The sequence below is a fragment of the Brevundimonas sp. genome (genome assembly GCF_035626975.1).
In the GTDB taxonomy this organism is placed as follows: domain Bacteria; phylum Pseudomonadota; class Alphaproteobacteria; order Caulobacterales; family Caulobacteraceae; genus Brevundimonas.
Genome location: NZ_DASPMQ010000019.1, coordinates 94,271 through 109,356 on the forward strand (window position 1 = coordinate 94,271; position 15,086 = coordinate 109,356).

Genomic DNA, 15,086 nt, shown 5'->3' on the forward strand with positions numbered 1-15,086 from the left:
GATCATCCAAAGCGCTGGGTCCCGGCTTTCGCCGGGATGAGCGGTTTGATGGGTGAGCATCCACCCGCTACGGTGGGTGGATGGGGAGCGATACCAACCACAAGTGTGAGGCGCGTCGTGCGCGATCCTCCCGCCGGCGGGCGGTGTAAGCCGTGCCGATCCGCCCGGAGCATATTGTGGAGGCGTTGTCCCAGTTGGGAGGTCAGGCGCATCTCGATCAGATCGTGCCAAAGGTCGTGGAGATCGTTCCTGATCACCAAGCCGTCAGCCCCGCCGCCAGTGTTCGGGCTCGTCTTCAGGAGAACTGGGCGGGTTCCGCTCACTTCAAGGGCAACGCCCTGTTCGAGAACGTCTTTGGTCCGGCCGCGCGGGCAGGGGTCTGGCGTCTCACATCTGATCAACTTGCGCCGGGCAACCCGGATAGCGTGTTGGACGGAGCCGAAGTCGACATCGGAACGCAGGAAGGCCGCGCAATTCTCCGCGTCCATCTGAGGCGCGAGCGTTCGCGGAAACTGATCGACGACTTCAAGGCCTCCCTGACCAACTACGCCTGCGAGGCCTGCGGCGACGATATGGAGGCTATCTATGGACAGCTTGGCGCCGACTACATCGAGGCCCACCACAAGGTTCCCGTCGCCCAGATCGAAGAGGGGCAGACGACAAAGCTTTCCGACCTCGCCGCTCTTTGCGCGAACTGTCACCGGATGATCCACCGCAACGGCCTGATGTCGGTCGAGGACCTGGCCGCACACATGCGTGCGCGGCGCCCGTCGTTCGCCATTGCGGCTGAATCGGGCAAGGGCGAGTGGCTGCACGACGCGCCTGACCGCGACTAACACCCCGCTTTCGTCATCCTCCGGCGCGCGCAGCGCGACCGGGGGACCCAGCGGCGCGCGGGAGCGCGAAACTGTCGGGAGCACCGGCGTGTGAACAGATCGCCTTCGGCGCCGCTGGGTCCCCCGGTCGCGGCGCTGAAGCGCCTTGCCGGAGGATGACGAAAGCGGGGGGAGGGCTGGACAACCCGCCCCCTCCAGCGCGACCCTCCGCCCGATCTCGGGGGAGACCGCACCATGCCGTTCATCCACAAATTCGCCGCGGCGGCCATCGCCGTCCTCGCCCTCGCCGGCCTCGGCGCCTGCGCGACCGGGCCGTCGCTGACGCCGGAGCAGATGGCGGGCGTCCGGGCGGGCGAGCAGTCGGCGATCATCCTGTCGTACGAGGAATACGCCGGGATGTACGGGGCCTATGTCCGCTTCGCCAACGTCGAGACCGGCCGGCTCTACCAGGTCGAGATGCACGGCGGGGCCAATCTCGTGAACGCCGGGCCCGACATGGTGGCGGCCCCGCCGGGCCGATACCGGGTCGCCGGCGGCAGCCTCTATACGGCCGACGGGACCGGCAACATGCCGCTGCTGGACCACTGGTTCGAACCGTTCGACCTCGCCGCCGGCGAGGTGGTCGACCTCGGGACGCTGCACATCGACGACGTCACCGTCCACGCCGTGCCGGGCATGAGCGAGCGGGTGCTGCGGGCCCTGGTGACGTTCAACCCGAACCGGACCGACCGCTATCTGACCTACAGCGTCGACTATTCCGACGCGGAACGGGTGCGGCGGATGCTGGCCAGCAAATACCCGACCCTGGGGGTGACGCCGGTGCGCCGGCCGCTGCGGGTCCGGCTCGACCGGGCGGGGTTCGAACGGGTCGTCGTCGAGGCCTACGCCCTTGAGCCCGACGGGAGCCCGCCCACGATCGAGGAGGCCCAGGCGCGGGTCTCGGCCGCCATGGCGCGGTTCCTGGACGAGGGGCGGTAGGGGCCACTCCCCGTGCGCTCAAGCCCTCTCCCCTCGGGGGAGGGACCGGGACATCCTCTCACTTGGCTCCTGTCGCCCCGTCCCCCTTCGCCGGGAAGGCGATGTCCCTCGCCGTCCCCACGGTGCTCAGGAAGGTCTCGAACATGCCGCGCATGCGCCCGCGCGTCATGCCGGCCAGGTAGTCCATGCGCCACACCTTGAGGCGGTTGCCGATCGCCATGTCGGACAGCCAGACGATGTTGACCTCATGTTCCATGGCCAGGGCCTCGGCCTCGCTGTCGAGCTCGAAATTGACATGCATCATGAACTCGGCGCAACGCTTGGCTTCGCCCTCGCCGGTGCAGCTCCAGCCCTCGAACTGGACGAACAGGCCGTCGGGATAGGCGATCTCGATCTGGTACTCGTTGTTGTCCAGGTGCTCGACCTCGCCGGGGACGCCGCCGGTTTCGGTCGCGAGGGCGCGGACCTCGGCGATGCCCAGCGTCGTCAGGGGCTTGTCAGGCCCGGCCTGCGCCAGGGCCGGCGCGCCGCCGGCCATCAGGGCCATGCCCGCGACTATGCCCGCCAGTCTCCGCATCGGCCCCTCCGTGATTCCGCCCGGGGGATGGGATAGCAGAAGCGAACCCGATCCTCCCATACCCTGTCATCCCGCCCAACCCCGGTCGCTGACCGACCATCCCGCACGCCCCTACGTCCGATTCCGACGCACCCGCCCCCTACAATCCGCCACGCAAACGGAGAGGGGACTCCCACATGAATGCGCACAACCGCCTGCCGACCACCCGCTACGTCACCGCCAGCCCAGAGACCTGGAGCCTGATCCGCGGGGCCTATCTGTCCGGCCTGTCCGCCCCCACCGTCGCCGCCCGCTTCGGCGTCTCCGAGACCGCGCTGCGCCGCCGCGCCCGCCGCGAGGGCTGGACCAAGCGCGACTTCGCCGCCCGCGCCACGCCGTGGCCGATCGGCCGCACGCCGCCGATGGGCGCGCCCTCCGGCGCCGCCTTCGCCCCCGCCGCGCCCGGCGTCCCGACTGACCCCGACGCGCCCCTGACCGAGGACGACATCGTCGCCGCCTGGACCTCGCCGATCCAGATCCGTCCCCACGACCTGGCCCGGCGCACCCTCGCCGCCGCCGCCGAGGCGGTGCGCGGCGGGCGCGGCCTGACCGCCCTGCGGCTGGCCCGGGCGGCGTCCGAGATCGCCCGCCTCGACGCCCTGTTCGAATGGGTCGAATACGATCCGGCCGAGCAGGAGCGCGAGGCCGAAGCCGGCCAGATGATGGCCCGCCAGTTCCTGCGCGAGCGCGCCCTGCGCCTCGCCGAGGACCTCGCCGCCGGCCGCCCCCTGCCGCCCGAATACGCCGACGTCGCCCCCCGCGAGGCGGACGACGAGGGTGCGGGAGTGTCGGGATGACCGGGTTTCGGCATTTTCGAACGACAGGGCCAACCCGGCCGCTTTCCGGGAACATCACCCCCCGCCCCCGGTTGCCCTTGCGAACCCTCACCCCCGCGCAAGGAGACCTGGACATGTCCGTCATCGACAAGGTTCTCGGCAAGATCACCCCCCTGCCGAACGAGCAGAAACGCATCGAGGCGACCGCCAACGCCCGCGCCGTCGCCAGCACCGGCGGCTGGCTGTGGCAGGTGCTCGACCATCACGACGAAATCCGCGCCCGCTTCGCCGCCTGCCGCGACGCCGAGTCGGCCGAGGAGCGGGTCGTGGCCATGAAGGAGCTGGCGACGATTCTCAACGCCCACGCCATGGCCGAGGAGGTGGTGCTGTATCCGGCCCTCGCCCAGGTGGGCGAGAAGATGCACGCCGGCCACGCCTACAGCGAGCAGACCACGGCCAAGATGCAGATGGCCGAGTGGGAGACCATCGCCCCCTCGACCCCCGAATGGAAGGACAAGCTGGCCCACATCGAGGGCGCGGTCCTGACCCATATGTACGAGGAGGAATCGCGCTGGTTCCTGCATCTGAAGGACAAGGCCGACCGCCAGGACCATCTCGCCGACCGCTACCGCGAGGAGTTCGAACGCTGCGGCGGGAGGGGTTGAGCCGATGACCCAGACCCCGCTGCAGGCCGGGGAGGCCGCCGGCACGATGGCCGCCTCGGCCGACCTGTCCGAACTGGACCCGACCGCGCGGGTGGTGCGCGAGCGGCCACCGGGCCAGCCGTCGGGCCGGCCGCGCGGCCTGCACGTGGCCGGCGCCTGGGCCGCCATGGCCCTGCTTCCGGCGGCCGCCTTCGTGATGCTCAGGGGGCGCCGGCGCCGATGAAGCATTCGGGGGGCGACCGGCGTGACGGAGGGCGGGGCGGCGGCCTATACGGCGGTCATGTTCACGCCCCGCGTTCAAGCCCTTGCCGTCCTGCTGGTCGCCGCCTGCGTGCTCGGCCTGGCCCCGATCCTCGTGCGGCTGACCGAGACGGGCCCCGCTGCCGCCGGCTTCTGGCGCTTCGCCTTCGCCATGCCGCTGCTGCTGGCGGTGACCGCGCGGCCGGCGTCGCTCGGCGGGGAGGGGGCCGGGACGCCGTCGCGATGGATGGGGCTGGCGGCGCTGTTCTTCGTGCTCGACCTGTCGTTCTGGCACTACGGCATCGTCATGACCTCGGTGGCCAACGCCACCGTGCTCTGCAACCTGACGCCGGTGGTGGTGACCCTGTTCGCCTGGTTCGCCTTCCGCGAGCGGCCGCGGCGGCTGTTCATCGTGGCGCTGGGGCTAGCCCTGGCCGGGGCCTTCGCCATGTCGGCGGGGGCGGACGGCGGGCAGGGGACCAATCCCCGACTGGGCGACCTGTTCTCCCTGTCGGTGGCGCTCTGGTACGCCGGCTATTTCCTGGCGGTGAAGGCGGCGCGGCGCACGGCCTCGGCCATGCGGGTGATGCTGTGGTCGACGGGGCTGGGCCTGCCGCTGCTGCTCGGCGTGTCGCTGATGCTGGGCGAGGACCTGCAGCCGGCGACCCTGGCCGGCTGGGCCGCCTGCGCCGGCATGGGGCTGATGCATGTGGTCGGCCAGGGCGGGGTCGCCTGGGCGCTGGGCCGGCTGCCAGCGGCGCTGACGGCGGTGACCATCCTGATCCAGCCGGTCGTGGCGGCGGGGCTGGGCTGGTGGGTGTTCGGCGAGACCATGACGCCGGTGCAGCTGATCGGCGGGGCCGTGGTGCTGACGGCGGTGGTGCTGGCGCAGTGGAGCGCCACTCAGAAGAAAGGCGCGGAAGCCGAAGCTTCCGCGCCCGTCTCATGATTGTGTCGGTCGGATCAGAGGAGTTTCAGATCCACCGCCGAGGTCTTGCCGCGCTGGGATTCCAGCTCGTATTCGACCTTGGCGTTTTCATCGAGGCCTTGCAGGCCCGCCTTCTGGACGGCCGTGATGTGGACGAAAACGTCCTGGCCGCCGCCATCGGGCTGGATGAAGCCGAAACCCTTCGTCGGGTTGAACCACTTGACCGTGCCGGTCGCCATATTGCGTCTCCTGAACGCGCTTTCCAGGCAGGCGTCCCTCAAGGGAGGCCCGACAGTCCATCTGGACGGCTCGTTCAGGCGAAGGAGCAGGCACGGGTGTGGACGCCGCGCGAAATCCGGACTGCGGGGGCATTTCTCTCGCGCAAAGCGGGGCCGGTCAACCGCAAACCGTTTCGCTTTCGCCGGAACGCCGTTACCGCCCCTCACGCGCCTCCGTTACGCGCACAGGCCGCGGTCGGCGCCGTCCAGATGCAGGTGGTCGCGGTGGGCCTCGTTGTAGTCCGGGGTCAGCACGGTCGAGAACACGCGGCAGGCCCCGTCGCGGATCCGCTTCAGGAAGCCCTGGCCGGCGGTTCCGGCGGGACCGGTCCCGTCCCAATCCGCCAGCACGGACACCCGGCGCCCGTCCTCCAGCGTCATGCCGCCAAGGTCCAGCGCATTGGCCCGCGCATGCTCGCTGGGCCGGGCGCTGGCGTCGGTCTGGCCATAGATGCGGCGGCAGCTGTAGGTCCCCACGTCGTTCATCCGCGCCACCCGGCTGCCGAACGTCGCCTCGGCCGCCGGCTGCAGCACCTGGCGGTCCCAGAGGACGTAGCGCACCGCCAGCGGGCATTGCATGACCGGGGCGCCGGGCAGCGGCGTCACCGCCCCGCCGGTGATCCTGACGGCCCCGCGCACGACGCAGAAGCCGCCGTCGTCGCGGTCCTCGGCCCGCTCGACCGTGACGCCCGCCTCGCGCAGCACCTGGATGCAGGCGTCGGTGACGGCCTTGATCTCTTCCGGCGCGGCGGTGCGGGCCAGTTCGAAGTCGGCGACCTTGGCCGCCGTCGCCTGGCCGATGGGATGGCTCAGGTCCAGCGGCTTCCACGGCAGGTCCTGATGCGGCGCGAAGGCGTTGAGCAGGGCGAAGGCGGCGCACAGGCCCAGCCCGGCCTCCCACAGCAGGTTCCAGAAATCGGCGAAGTCGCGGTCCATGCCCGTTCACTCTTAGACCGCCTCGCGCCGGGCGGAAGAGGGCGCGTGATCTTGTCGGCGGGCGACGAGGGGCCCAAGGTTCAGTGATGGGAAAGAAGATGGACGCCTACGAGGCCGAACTGGAACGCCTCCAGCTCAAGCTGATCGAGGCCCAGGCTTGGGCCATCGAGACGGGGTTGAAGGTCGTCATCGTCTTCGAGGGGCGCGACGCCGCCGGCAAGGACGGGTCGATCACACGCCTGACCGAATACATGTCGCCGCGCCAGACCCGCGTCTTCGCCCTGCCAAAGCCCACCGAGCGCGAAAGCAGCCAGTGGTATTTCCAGCGCTATGTCCCGCATCTGCCGGGCGCGGGCGAGACGGCGATCTTCAACCGCTCCTGGTACAACCGCGCCGGCGTCGAGCCGGTGATGGAGTTTTGCACCCCGGCGCAGCACGAACAGTTCCTGAAGGACGCGCCGCGGTTCGAACGCATGCTGGTCGATTCAGGCATCCTGTTGATCAAGCTGTGGTTCGACATCTCGAAGGAGGAGCAGGCGGAGCGCCTCGCCGAACGGGTCGCGGACCCGCGCAAGCGTTTCAAGATCTCGCCGCTGGATGCCGAGGCGCAGACGCGCTGGGGCGCCTATTCCGCCGCGCGCGACCGGATGCTGGCCGAGACCCATGCACCGCACGCGCCCTGGACCGTCGTGGCCACCGACCACAAGAAGACCGCCCGGCTGAACGTCCTGCGCCATGTTCTGACCCGTTTGGCCGCGCCGGGCGTCGGTCCGGAGAAGCCGGACAAGGACGTGGTCTTCCCGGCGGACAAGGCCGACGGCCGCCTGGCGCCCTGATCAGACGCCCAGTTCGGCCCGCAGCGTTTCGGGGCTCAGGCCCCCGGCCCTCAATTCCGCCAGCGTCACGGACCGGTCGCGCTTGGCGTAGCGTCGGCCGTCCTCGCCGACGAGCAGGGCGTGGTGGCGATAGACGGGAGTGGGCCAGCCCATCAGCGTCTGGATCAGGACCTGGATATGGGTCGCCTCGAACAGGTCCTCGCCGCGGATCACATGCGTCACCCCCTGCAGGGCGTCGTCGTGGGTGACGGCCACGTGATAGGCCGTGCCCGCGTCCTTGCGGGCCAGGACGACGTCGCCCGCAGTTTCGGGGCGCGCCCGGATCAGACCGTGTTCGCCATCGGGGCCGCGTCCCTCCTCCACGAACGCCAGGGCGTCCCACGCGCGCCGGCCCAGCAGGTCGCGGGCGCGGTCCAGGGACAGACGCCACGCAAAGGGCCGCCCTTCGGCGAGAAAGGCGGCTTCCTCGTCCGCCGGGTGCGGACCGGGCCGGGCCGCTTCGGCGGGCCCGTGCGGCGCGTCGCCGATGGCGTCGAGGATGTCCTTGCGGGTGCGGAAGCAGCGATACAGCAGGCCGCGCCGGTCCAGCGCCTCCACCACCGGGGCGTAGTCGCCCAGATGCTCCGACTGCCGCCGAACCGGCTGCTCCCAGTCCAGCCCCAGCCAGCCGAGGTCCTCAAGGATGCCCGCCTCGAACTCGGGCCGGCAGCGGGTCGGGTCGATGTCCTCGATTCGCAAGAGGAACCGCCCGCCCGCCTCCCGGGCCGCCCGCCACGCCGTCCGGGCCGAAAAGGCGTGGCCCCTGTGCAGACGGCCGGTCGGGGAAGGGGCAAAGCGGGTGACGAACATGGGCGCAGGATAGCGGCAACCGGACGCGATCACATCCGGTCCGCTTGTCGCCGCCGACGCCGGCGTTACGGTCGCCGGATGCAAACTCCCTACTGGCTGGACGATATCGACGCGGCGCGCCGGACGATCGTCGAAATCGATCCGGCGCTGGCCCGCGCTCACGCCCAGACCCCGGCTTTCGAGTGGCGTCGCCGCGTGGGCGGGTTCGAGGGCCTGTTCCACATGATCGTCGACCAGCAGGTCTCGCTCGCCTCGGCCGCCGCGATCTGGGCGCGCGTCGAGGCGGGGCTGGGCGGCGAGGTGACGCCCGGACGCATGCTGGCGACCGAGATCGAGACGCTGCGCACCTTCGGGCTCTCGATCCAGAAAGCGACCTACGGCCACGAGATCGCCCGCGCCCACGTCGAGGGCCGCATCGATTTCGACCATCTGGAGCGGCTGTCGGATGAGGAGGCGGTCGCCCGGCTGACGGCGATCAAGGGTGTCGGCAAATGGACGGCCGAGACCTTCCTGATGTTCTGCGAGGGACGTCGGGATGTCTTTCCCGCCGGCGACATCGCCCTGCAGGAGGCGATGCGCTGGGCCGACGGGGCGGCGCTGCGGCCGCGCGAAAGGGAGGCCTATGTCCGGGCCGAGGCCTGGCGGCCTCATCGCAGCATTGCGGCGCATCTGCTGTGGGGGTGGTATGGAGCGGTCAAACGCGGCGAGGTCGCGCTGGAGGACGCCGCCGCGTGACCCCGATTGTCGATCCTGGCCTTGCGACCCCGGAGTCCGTGCTCGGCGCGCTGGACTTCGCCGGCGTGGCCGTGTTCGCGGCCACCGGCGCGCTGGCGGCGGCGCGCGAGAAGCATGACCTCGTCACCTTCGCCTTCTTCGGGGCCATCACCGGCGTCGGGGGCGGCACCCTGCGCGACCTGCTGATCGGCGCGCCGGTGTTCTGGGTCCAGGACTGGCGTTACATCGCGGTCTGCCTCGCCGCCTCGGTCGCTGTATGGCTGGCGGGCGCGCGCACCTGGCGGTTCCGGGCGCTGCTGTGGCTCGACGCCGTCGGTCTGGCCGCCTACGGCGTGCTCGGAGCCGCCAAGGCCGAGGCCTTCGAGGTCGCTCCGTTGATCTGTATCGTCATGGGCGCCCTGACGGCCTGTTTCGGCGGGGTGGTGCGCGATCTGCTGGCAGGGCAGCCGTCGATCCTGCTGCGCCGCGAGATCACCGTGTCGGCGGCCCTGCTGGCCGCCACCATCTTCGTGGTCGCCCGCGCCGCCGGGCTGGAGGCCTGGCCCGCGGCCCTGATCGCAGCCCCCTGCGGGTTCGCCTTGCGGGCCGGCGCCCTGATCTGGGGCTGGAGTTTGCCGGCCTTCCCCGGGAGCGCCGCGCGCGGCTGAGCGTTGTGAAACGGTCGCGGCGCCGTCATCGCCAAGCCGTCGAATCAGGCGTAGGATTCGGCCACAGCCAGGGAAGGAGACGTGTCTTCAGTCCGGTCGCGTTGATAGATTTCGTTCGAACGGCGAGGGCCCCATGCAGGTCCTGAGCCGCCCTCCGTCCGGCTGGCCCGCGCTGGTGCTCAACGCCGACTTCCGACCGCTGTCCTACTACCCGCTGTCGATCTGGCCGTGGGAGGAGGTCGTCAAGGCGGTGTACCAGGACCGCGTCGACGTGGTCTCGACCTACGACAAGGTCGTCCGCAGCCCCTCGATGGAAATGGTCCTGCCCAGCGTGATCGCGCTGAAGAATTACGTCGATCAGGACCGACAGCCCGCCTTCACCCGCTTCAACGTCTTCCTGCGCGACGGCTTCGCCTGCCAATACTGCAACGCGACCACCGAACTGACTTTCGATCATGTCATCCCGCGCAGCCGGGGCGGACGCACGACGTGGGAAAATATCGTCGCCGCCTGCAGCCCCTGCAATCTGAAGAAGGGCGGTCGCACCCCCCAGCAGGCCGGCATGCCCATACGTCGCGCGCCGCACCGACCCAGTGCCTGGCAGCTACAGGAGTTCGGCCGCCGCTTCCCACCGCACTACCTGCACCAGAGCTGGCTCGACTACCTCTACTGGGACATCGAACTGGAGCCCTGAGCCCGGCCGGTTGCCCGTATTCTTCGCCTGCCGCCGCTGTTTCCACCGTTGTTCCGTCGATGGTCCGTCCGGAAGCCTGGAGAAAGCGATTCATCCGATGCGGGAACTCAACGCCGTTCTGGGCAGTTGAGCTCGCGAGGTAATCGGGAGAGATGCCATGAAGAAGACCCTTGCGGCCGTCACGGCCGGATGTCTGTTGCTCGCCGGTCAGGCCGCAGCGACCAGCCAGGGCGGAGCCCGGGTCGGAGACCGTGTCGGGGCCAGGGCGGACGCCTCCAGCGAGTTCAACGGCATTCCGATTATCGGCATCCTCGCCATCGCCGGCGTGCTGGCGGCGGCGATCGTGGTGATCTCGGGCGACGATTCCGACAGCGATTGAAACGCGCCATTGATGGATTGACGAACTCGTGGGGGCGGCCCAGTCCGGCCCCATGAAAATTCGTGTCCGCGCCGAACTCGTCTACCGCTTCGATCCACCGACGGATGCGATCTACAAGATCCAGGTCGCGCACTGGCCGGGCCAGACGATCCTCGAGGAGCGGCTGACGGCCGCGCCCAGCGTCGCCTTCGCCGAAGACCAGGACGAGGAGTTCGGGGCCCGCACCCTGCGCGCCCACCTGATCGGCGAGGTGGCGTTGACCTATGAGGCGGTGGTCGACAACGGCACGCTCAAGGGCCTGCCGCCCGTCACGATCCAGCACGACTGGGGCGATCTGCCGGCCGAGGTGCTGCCCTACCTGAACCCGAGCCGCTACTGCCCGTCGGACCAGTTCGGCCGCTTCGTGGAACGCACCTTCGGCGGCACGATCGGCGGGGACCGGGTGCTCAAGATCCTCGACTGGATCAAGGCCGAGATCGACTACGAGCCCGGGGCCTCGGACAGCGAAACCACCGCCGCGCGGACCTTCATCGACCGCGCCGGAGTCTGCCGCGACTTCACCCACATGGGCATCACCCTGTGCCGCGCCTCGGGCATCCCGGCGCGCGCCGTCAGCGCCTATGCCCATCAGCTGACCCCGCCGGACTTCCACGCCATCTTCGAGGTCTGGCTGTCCGACGGCTGGTGGCTGGTCGATCCGACGGGGCTGGCGCCGGTCGAGGGGCTGGTGCGCATCGCCTGCGGCCGCGACGCCGCCGACATCGCCTTCCTGACGACGCAGGGGCGGTGCGAACTGGTCCGTCAGTCGGTGACGGCCGAGGCGGTCTGATCACATCGCCGTGCGCATAACGTGTGTCGGTTGACATTCCAAGGTTGTAAGAAAAGGCTGGTCGCGTCCTTACCTTCAGGAGCTGATCATGAAAGCCTTCACCCGCCTCGGACGCATCGGTGCGCTGGCGCTCGCCATCGGGGTCGGCACCGCGGCTGCCGCCGCGCCCTCCGACATCCGGCGCGAGACCTTCTGGTACGATGACCCGGGCCATACGGTTCTGGTCGGCCACGGCATCATCTTCTGCGACAACACCACCCAGTCGTGGGGCAGCAAGACCGAGTACGTCGTCTCCCACGTCTACGGCTGCTCCTGATCGGGGGTCCGGCGTCGAGCTCAGTCGTCGGCGTCGGCCACCGCCTTCCATTGCTCGATGTGCTCGAGCCGGCGCAGGACCTTGTTGTCCGGATCGATCAGCACGTGGGCGCCGGCGGGGACGGCGACCCGGCCCCGGCCGCCGGTCATGGCCACCGTCCGGCGCCGGCCGTCGATCTCGATCTCGACCGGCATCGGGAAGACGCCGCCGTCGCCGGTCACCCATTCCAGCGCCAGTTCGCCGCCCTCTCGCGTCTGACGCAGGTCGGGCAGGGCGGCCTGATAGAGATAGCCGCGGAAGAACCAGGTCAGGTCGCGGCCGGTCTCCTCGTTGACGAGGGCGAGGAACTCCTGCGTCGTGCCGTAGCGCGGCCGGAACGCGCCGGGTCGCGGCGTCGCCGTGCCGTAGACCAGCCGGGTCACCGAGCGGAAGAAGGCTTCGTCGCCGATCAGCATGCGCAGGCTGTGGGCGATCAGCGAGCCCTTGGAATAGATGTCGTTGCCGGGCCCGATGTCGCCGTTATAGACCTCGTCCTCGGTCTTCTCGGCGCCGGACACTACGGGGAACCGGTTGGCCAGGCCCTTGCGCTGGCCGACCAGCGAGGATTGCATCCAGGCCTCGCCATTGAGCCAACGGTCGTAGAGCGGCTGCATATAGCTGCCCAGCCCCTCGTGCAGCCACATGTCGTCGGCGTTGCGGTTGGTCAGCTGGTTGCCGAACCACTCGTGCGACAGCTCGTGGTGCAGCAGCCAGTCGAAGCCGCGGCCGTCCAGCCTGTACGCGTTGCCGTAGGCGTTGATCGTCTGGTGCTCCATGCCGAGGTGGGGCGTCTCGACCACGCCCATCTTCTCGTCCGCGAACGGATAGGGACCGACGGTCGCCTCGTAGAAGTCCATCATCGGGGCGAACTGGGCGAACAGGGCGTCGACCTTCGCCGGATCGGCGGACGCCAGATGCCAGTAGGTCATCGGGAAGGTGTTGCCGAACCGGCTGGCGTATTGCGTCGTGCGCTCGGCATAGGGGCCGACGGTCAGGGCGATGGCGTAGGTGTTCGGATGCGCCGCCGACCAGTTCCAGGTGGTCCAGCCGTCGCCGTGATCCTGCTTGCCCAGGAACCGGCCGTTCGACGGGGCCGCCAGGTCCGACGGGACGGTGATGTGCAGGTCGACCCGGCCCGGCTCGGCCAGCGGGTGGTCGATGCAGGGCCAGAAGATGTCGCAGCCCTCGCCCTGCACGGCGGTGGCGATCCACGGCTTGCCGTCCGGCGTCGTCGCCCACTGGAAGCCGCCGTCCCAGGGCGAGTTGGGGGCCACGCGTGGCTGGCCGGCATAGGCGATGCGCAGCTGCGCCGTCTCGCCGGCGGCCAGGGTCCGGGCCAGCTGGATGGTCATCCGGCCTTCCGGATTGGACCAGCGGTCGGCGGGGACCGTCACCCCGTCGACGGCGACCTCGGACACGGTCAGCAGGGTGTCCAGTTCGACCACCAGCCGGTCGACCGGGGCGGTGGCGGTGAAGTCCAGCACGGCCACCGCGTCGATCGCCCTGTCGTCCGGGATCACCCGGATCGACAGGTCGGCCTTGTCGAAGGTCACCGCCAGTTGTTCGGGCGCGCGCGGCTGATCGGTGCCGAGGGTGAAGGGGGTGGACTCCCGCGCGGGAGCGTTCTGTTCCTGGGCGTGCGCCCCCGCCCCGGCCAGCGCGAGGGCGGCGCCGATCAGGACGGCGGGCGCCGACGTCCGCATCCGGACGCCCGTCATTGCGCCGCCTGTCGCTGTTCCCGCTGCGCCCGGCGATACGCCTGCAGGCGATCGACCTCGTCCAGCTGGCGCAGGACCTTGTTCTCAGGGTCCACGATCACGATCGCGCCGGGCGGCGTGTCGACGAAGCCCCGGCCGTCGCGCATCTCCAGCACCCGCACCCGCCCGTTGACCTCGACCTCCAGCGGCATCGGGAAGACCCCGGCCGGCGTCGACCATGCGAGGTTCAGCCGGTCGCCGTCGCGGGTCCGGGTCAGGACCGGCAGCGAGGCTTCGTACAGATAGGCGTTGAAGAACCAGTCGTAGTTCCGCCCGGTCACCTCGTTGACGATGCGGTTGTAGTCCGGGGTCGAGCGGGTGACGGGCCGGAAATTGCCCGGCGCGGGGTCGGGGCGGCCGTAGACCAGGATACGCAGGGCCTCGAAGAAGTCGCGGTCGCCCATGGTCATGCGCAGGGTGTGGGCGATCAGCGAGCCCTTGGAATAGATGTCGCCGCCCGGCCCGGCCGGCCGGTTGTAGACGTCGTCCACGGTCTGGGATCTGCGCGACACCACCGGCGCCCGGTTCATCAGCCCGTCGCGCTGATCGGCCAGTTCGCGGTGCATATAGCGCTCGCCGCGCAGCCAGCGGGCGTAGAGCGGCTGCATATAGCTGCCCAGACCCTCGTGCAGCCACATGTCGTCGGCGTTCCAGTTGGTCAGCTGGTTGGCGAACCACTCGTGGGCGAACTCGTGCTGCAGCAGGTCGTCATAGCCGTGGCCGTCGATGTCGTAGTTGTTGCCGTAGGCGTTCAGCGTCTGGTGCTCCATGCCCAGGTGCGGGGTCTCGACCACGCCCATCTTTTCGTCGCCGAAGGGATAGGGACCGACGTAGGCCTCGAAGAAGTCGAGCATCTGGGGGAATTCGGCAAACAGCCGCTGCACGTCCTCCGGCCTGTCCGACTTCAGGTGCCAGTAGTGCATCGGGATGACGTTGCCGAACCGGCTGCGGTATTCGCCGGTGACCTCCTCGAACGGCCCGACGTTGATATTCACCGCATAGATGTTCGGGTTCTGGATGCTCCAGTTCCAGGTCGTGGTGCCGTCGCCGTTGTCGGTCTTGCCCTGGAAGACGCCATTGCCCGGCGCCGACAGGTTCGACGGCACGGTGACGTGCAGGTCCACCTGGCCCGGCTCGGCGTTGGAGTTGTCGATGCAGGGGAAGATCAGGTCGCAGCCGTCCAGCTGGACCGCCGTGGCGATCCATGGCTCGCCGCCCGGCGCCGTCGACCAGACGAAGCCGCCGTCCCAGGGCGCGCGGCGCGCCGTGCGGGGCTGGCCGCCGTAGGCGATGCGCAGCGACGTCCGCTCCCCGGCCGCCAGCGGACGCGGGAGCTGAATGGTCATGCGGCCCTCCGGATTGCTCCACTGGTCGCGGGAAATCGTCTGGCCGTCGACCTGCACGTCCGACACGTCGAACAGGGCGTCCAGTTCGACCACCAGCGCCTCGACGGGCGCCAGGACGGTGAAGTCCAGCACGGCGACGCCGCGTATGGCCTTGTCCTCGGGCAGGACGGCGATCGACAGGTCGGCCTTGTCGAACCGCACCGCCTCCTGCTCCGGCGTCCGGGGCTGGTCGGTTTCAAGGGTGAAGGCGGAGGACTCCGGCCCGCCGGGGGCGTTGCGGTCCTGCGCCGCGGCCCCGCCCGCCATAAGGGCCAGCGCGCTCGTCATCGCCACGACACGTCCGAAAGTTCCCAGCATCGCCATGCCCCATCCAGTTGACCGGGCGGACGGTAGGCGATGGGTCCGT

Annotated in this window: 19 protein-coding genes; 13 read left to right on the forward strand and 6 right to left on the reverse strand. The window is 69.8% G+C overall.

The features are described 5' to 3' along the window. Positions 1–152 precede the first annotated feature (152 nt). A complete protein-coding gene (locus VEB62_RS05725) occupies positions 153–836 on the forward strand; it encodes an HNH endonuclease (RefSeq protein WP_324796595.1) in 684 nt (227 codons plus the stop codon). Between the two features lie 234 nt (positions 837–1,070). After that, positions 1,071–1,814: a hypothetical protein gene (locus VEB62_RS05730; protein WP_324796598.1), complete on the forward strand. Its 744-nt coding sequence runs from the start codon at positions 1,071–1,073 to the stop codon at positions 1,812–1,814. A 58-nt stretch (positions 1,815–1,872) separates the two neighbouring features. On the opposite strand, the gene VEB62_RS05735 is transcribed toward VEB62_RS05730, so the two are convergent. Further along, a complete protein-coding gene (locus VEB62_RS05735) occupies positions 1,873–2,391 on the reverse strand; it encodes a hypothetical protein (protein ID WP_324796601.1) in 519 nt (172 codons plus the stop codon). A 176-nt stretch (positions 2,392–2,567) separates the two neighbouring features. Between VEB62_RS05735 and VEB62_RS05740 the strand changes: the two genes are divergently transcribed. The 4 genes from VEB62_RS05740 (at position 2,568) to VEB62_RS05755 (ending at position 5,060) form a co-directional block, all read left to right on the forward strand. Beyond that, positions 2,568–3,227, forward strand: a complete 660-nt coding sequence (locus tag VEB62_RS05740) for a hypothetical protein (protein WP_324796604.1) — start codon at positions 2,568–2,570, stop codon at positions 3,225–3,227. A gap of 113 nt (positions 3,228–3,340) precedes the next feature. Continuing rightward, on the forward strand, positions 3,341–3,871 hold the full coding sequence (locus tag VEB62_RS05745; protein ID WP_324796606.1) for a hemerythrin domain-containing protein: 531 nt from the start codon (positions 3,341–3,343) through the stop codon (positions 3,869–3,871). A gap of 4 nt (positions 3,872–3,875) precedes the next feature. Continuing rightward, the gene (locus VEB62_RS05750; RefSeq protein ID WP_324796609.1) at positions 3,876–4,094 is read left to right on the forward strand and encodes a hypothetical protein; all 219 of its coding nucleotides are present in this window, start codon (positions 3,876–3,878) and stop codon (positions 4,092–4,094) included. A 57-nt stretch (positions 4,095–4,151) separates the two neighbouring features. Beyond that, on the forward strand, positions 4,152–5,060 hold the full coding sequence (locus tag VEB62_RS05755; RefSeq protein ID WP_324796612.1) for a DMT family transporter: 909 nt from the start codon (positions 4,152–4,154) through the stop codon (positions 5,058–5,060). A gap of 14 nt (positions 5,061–5,074) precedes the next feature. On the opposite strand, the gene VEB62_RS05760 is transcribed toward VEB62_RS05755, so the two are convergent. Next, complete coding sequence (locus tag VEB62_RS05760; RefSeq protein ID WP_183254651.1) at positions 5,075–5,278, reverse strand: cold-shock protein; 204 nt, start codon at positions 5,276–5,278, stop codon at positions 5,075–5,077. A 216-nt stretch (positions 5,279–5,494) separates the two neighbouring features. Then, positions 5,495–6,253, reverse strand: a complete 759-nt coding sequence (locus VEB62_RS05765) for an extensin family protein (protein WP_324796617.1) — start codon at positions 6,251–6,253, stop codon at positions 5,495–5,497. Positions 6,254–6,339: 86 nt separating this feature from the next. Here VEB62_RS05765 and ppk2 point away from each other — a divergent pair, with 86 nt between their 5' ends. After that, entirely contained in the window at positions 6,340–7,089 is a 750-nt protein-coding gene (ppk2, locus tag VEB62_RS05770) for a polyphosphate kinase 2 (protein ID WP_324796619.1), read from the forward strand. Here the strand turns inward: ppk2 and gluQRS are convergent, their stop codons facing one another. After that, positions 7,090–7,938 carry a tRNA glutamyl-Q(34) synthetase GluQRS gene (gluQRS, locus tag VEB62_RS05775; protein ID WP_324796621.1) on the reverse strand — a complete coding sequence of 283 codons (849 nt, stop codon included), beginning with the start codon at positions 7,936–7,938 and terminating at the stop codon, positions 7,090–7,092. Positions 7,939–8,016: 78 nt separating this feature from the next. On the opposite strand from gluQRS, the gene VEB62_RS05780 reads away from it, so the two are divergent. From VEB62_RS05780 to VEB62_RS05805, 6 genes are all read left to right on the forward strand, one after another. Further along, positions 8,017–8,673, forward strand: coding sequence for a DNA-3-methyladenine glycosylase family protein (locus VEB62_RS05780; RefSeq protein ID WP_324796624.1), 657 nt, complete (start codon positions 8,017–8,019; stop codon positions 8,671–8,673). Next, positions 8,670–9,320, forward strand: coding sequence for a trimeric intracellular cation channel family protein (locus VEB62_RS05785; protein WP_324796627.1), 651 nt, complete (start codon positions 8,670–8,672; stop codon positions 9,318–9,320). Before VEB62_RS05780 ends, VEB62_RS05785 begins: the two co-directional genes overlap by 4 nt. A 133-nt stretch (positions 9,321–9,453) precedes the next feature. Continuing rightward, on the forward strand, positions 9,454–10,014 hold the full coding sequence (locus VEB62_RS05790; RefSeq protein ID WP_324796630.1) for an HNH endonuclease: 561 nt from the start codon (positions 9,454–9,456) through the stop codon (positions 10,012–10,014). 157 nt (positions 10,015–10,171) lie between these two features. After that, positions 10,172–10,393: a hypothetical protein gene (locus VEB62_RS05795; RefSeq protein ID WP_324796633.1), complete on the forward strand. Its 222-nt coding sequence runs from the start codon at positions 10,172–10,174 to the stop codon at positions 10,391–10,393. A gap of 52 nt (positions 10,394–10,445) precedes the next feature. Then, complete coding sequence (locus tag VEB62_RS05800) at positions 10,446–11,222, forward strand: transglutaminase-like domain-containing protein (protein ID WP_324796636.1); 777 nt, start codon at positions 10,446–10,448, stop codon at positions 11,220–11,222. A gap of 88 nt (positions 11,223–11,310) precedes the next feature. Beyond that, complete coding sequence (locus tag VEB62_RS05805; RefSeq protein WP_324796638.1) at positions 11,311–11,538, forward strand: DUF6289 family protein; 228 nt, start codon at positions 11,311–11,313, stop codon at positions 11,536–11,538. Positions 11,539–11,558: 20 nt separating this feature from the next. Here the strand turns inward: VEB62_RS05805 and VEB62_RS05810 are convergent, their stop codons facing one another. Both VEB62_RS05810 and VEB62_RS05815 read right to left on the reverse strand, forming a co-directional pair. Further along, entirely contained in the window at positions 11,559–13,295 is a 1,737-nt protein-coding gene (locus VEB62_RS05810) for a M1 family metallopeptidase (protein WP_324796639.1), read from the reverse strand. Then, a complete protein-coding gene (locus VEB62_RS05815; RefSeq protein WP_324796642.1) occupies positions 13,292–15,043 on the reverse strand; it encodes a M1 family metallopeptidase in 1,752 nt (583 codons plus the stop codon). The genes VEB62_RS05810 and VEB62_RS05815 overlap by 4 nt, the downstream gene beginning before the upstream one ends. Between the last annotated feature and the right edge of the window lie 43 nt (positions 15,044–15,086).

What these genes read in the sequence shown, in the direction of transcription:
- VEB62_RS05765 (WP_324796617.1), bottom strand. Translation starts at nt 6,253, where the DNA reads ATGGACCGCGACTTCGCCGATTTCTGGAACCTGCTGTGGGAGGCCGGG.
- ppk2 (WP_324796619.1), top strand. Translation starts at nt 6,340, where the DNA reads ATGGGAAAGAAGATGGACGCCTACGAGGCCGAACTGGAACGCCTCCAG.
- VEB62_RS05805 (WP_324796638.1), top strand. Translation starts at nt 11,311, where the DNA reads ATGAAAGCCTTCACCCGCCTCGGACGCATCGGTGCGCTGGCGCTCGCC.
- VEB62_RS05800 (WP_324796636.1), top strand. Translation starts at nt 10,446, where the DNA reads ATGAAAATTCGTGTCCGCGCCGAACTCGTCTACCGCTTCGATCCACCG.
- VEB62_RS05760 (WP_183254651.1), bottom strand. Translation starts at nt 5,278, where the DNA reads ATGGCGACCGGCACGGTCAAGTGGTTCAACCCGACGAAGGGTTTCGGC.
- VEB62_RS05730 (WP_324796598.1), top strand. Translation starts at nt 1,071, where the DNA reads ATGCCGTTCATCCACAAATTCGCCGCGGCGGCCATCGCCGTCCTCGCC.
- gluQRS (WP_324796621.1), bottom strand. Translation starts at nt 7,938, where the DNA reads ATGTTCGTCACCCGCTTTGCCCCTTCCCCGACCGGCCGTCTGCACAGG.
- VEB62_RS05810 (WP_324796639.1), bottom strand. Translation starts at nt 13,295, where the DNA reads ATGACGGGCGTCCGGATGCGGACGTCGGCGCCCGCCGTCCTGATCGGC.
- VEB62_RS05755 (WP_324796612.1), top strand. Translation starts at nt 4,152, where the DNA reads ATGTTCACGCCCCGCGTTCAAGCCCTTGCCGTCCTGCTGGTCGCCGCC.
- VEB62_RS05795 (WP_324796633.1), top strand. Translation starts at nt 10,172, where the DNA reads ATGAAGAAGACCCTTGCGGCCGTCACGGCCGGATGTCTGTTGCTCGCC.
- VEB62_RS05750 (WP_324796609.1), top strand. Translation starts at nt 3,876, where the DNA reads ATGACCCAGACCCCGCTGCAGGCCGGGGAGGCCGCCGGCACGATGGCC.
- VEB62_RS05780 (WP_324796624.1), top strand. Translation starts at nt 8,017, where the DNA reads ATGCAAACTCCCTACTGGCTGGACGATATCGACGCGGCGCGCCGGACG.
- VEB62_RS05815 (WP_324796642.1), bottom strand. Translation starts at nt 15,043, where the DNA reads ATGGCGATGCTGGGAACTTTCGGACGTGTCGTGGCGATGACGAGCGCG.
- VEB62_RS05735 (WP_324796601.1), bottom strand. Translation starts at nt 2,391, where the DNA reads ATGCGGAGACTGGCGGGCATAGTCGCGGGCATGGCCCTGATGGCCGGC.
- VEB62_RS05790 (WP_324796630.1), top strand. Translation starts at nt 9,454, where the DNA reads ATGCAGGTCCTGAGCCGCCCTCCGTCCGGCTGGCCCGCGCTGGTGCTC.
- VEB62_RS05740 (WP_324796604.1), top strand. Translation starts at nt 2,568, where the DNA reads ATGAATGCGCACAACCGCCTGCCGACCACCCGCTACGTCACCGCCAGC.
- VEB62_RS05745 (WP_324796606.1), top strand. Translation starts at nt 3,341, where the DNA reads ATGTCCGTCATCGACAAGGTTCTCGGCAAGATCACCCCCCTGCCGAAC.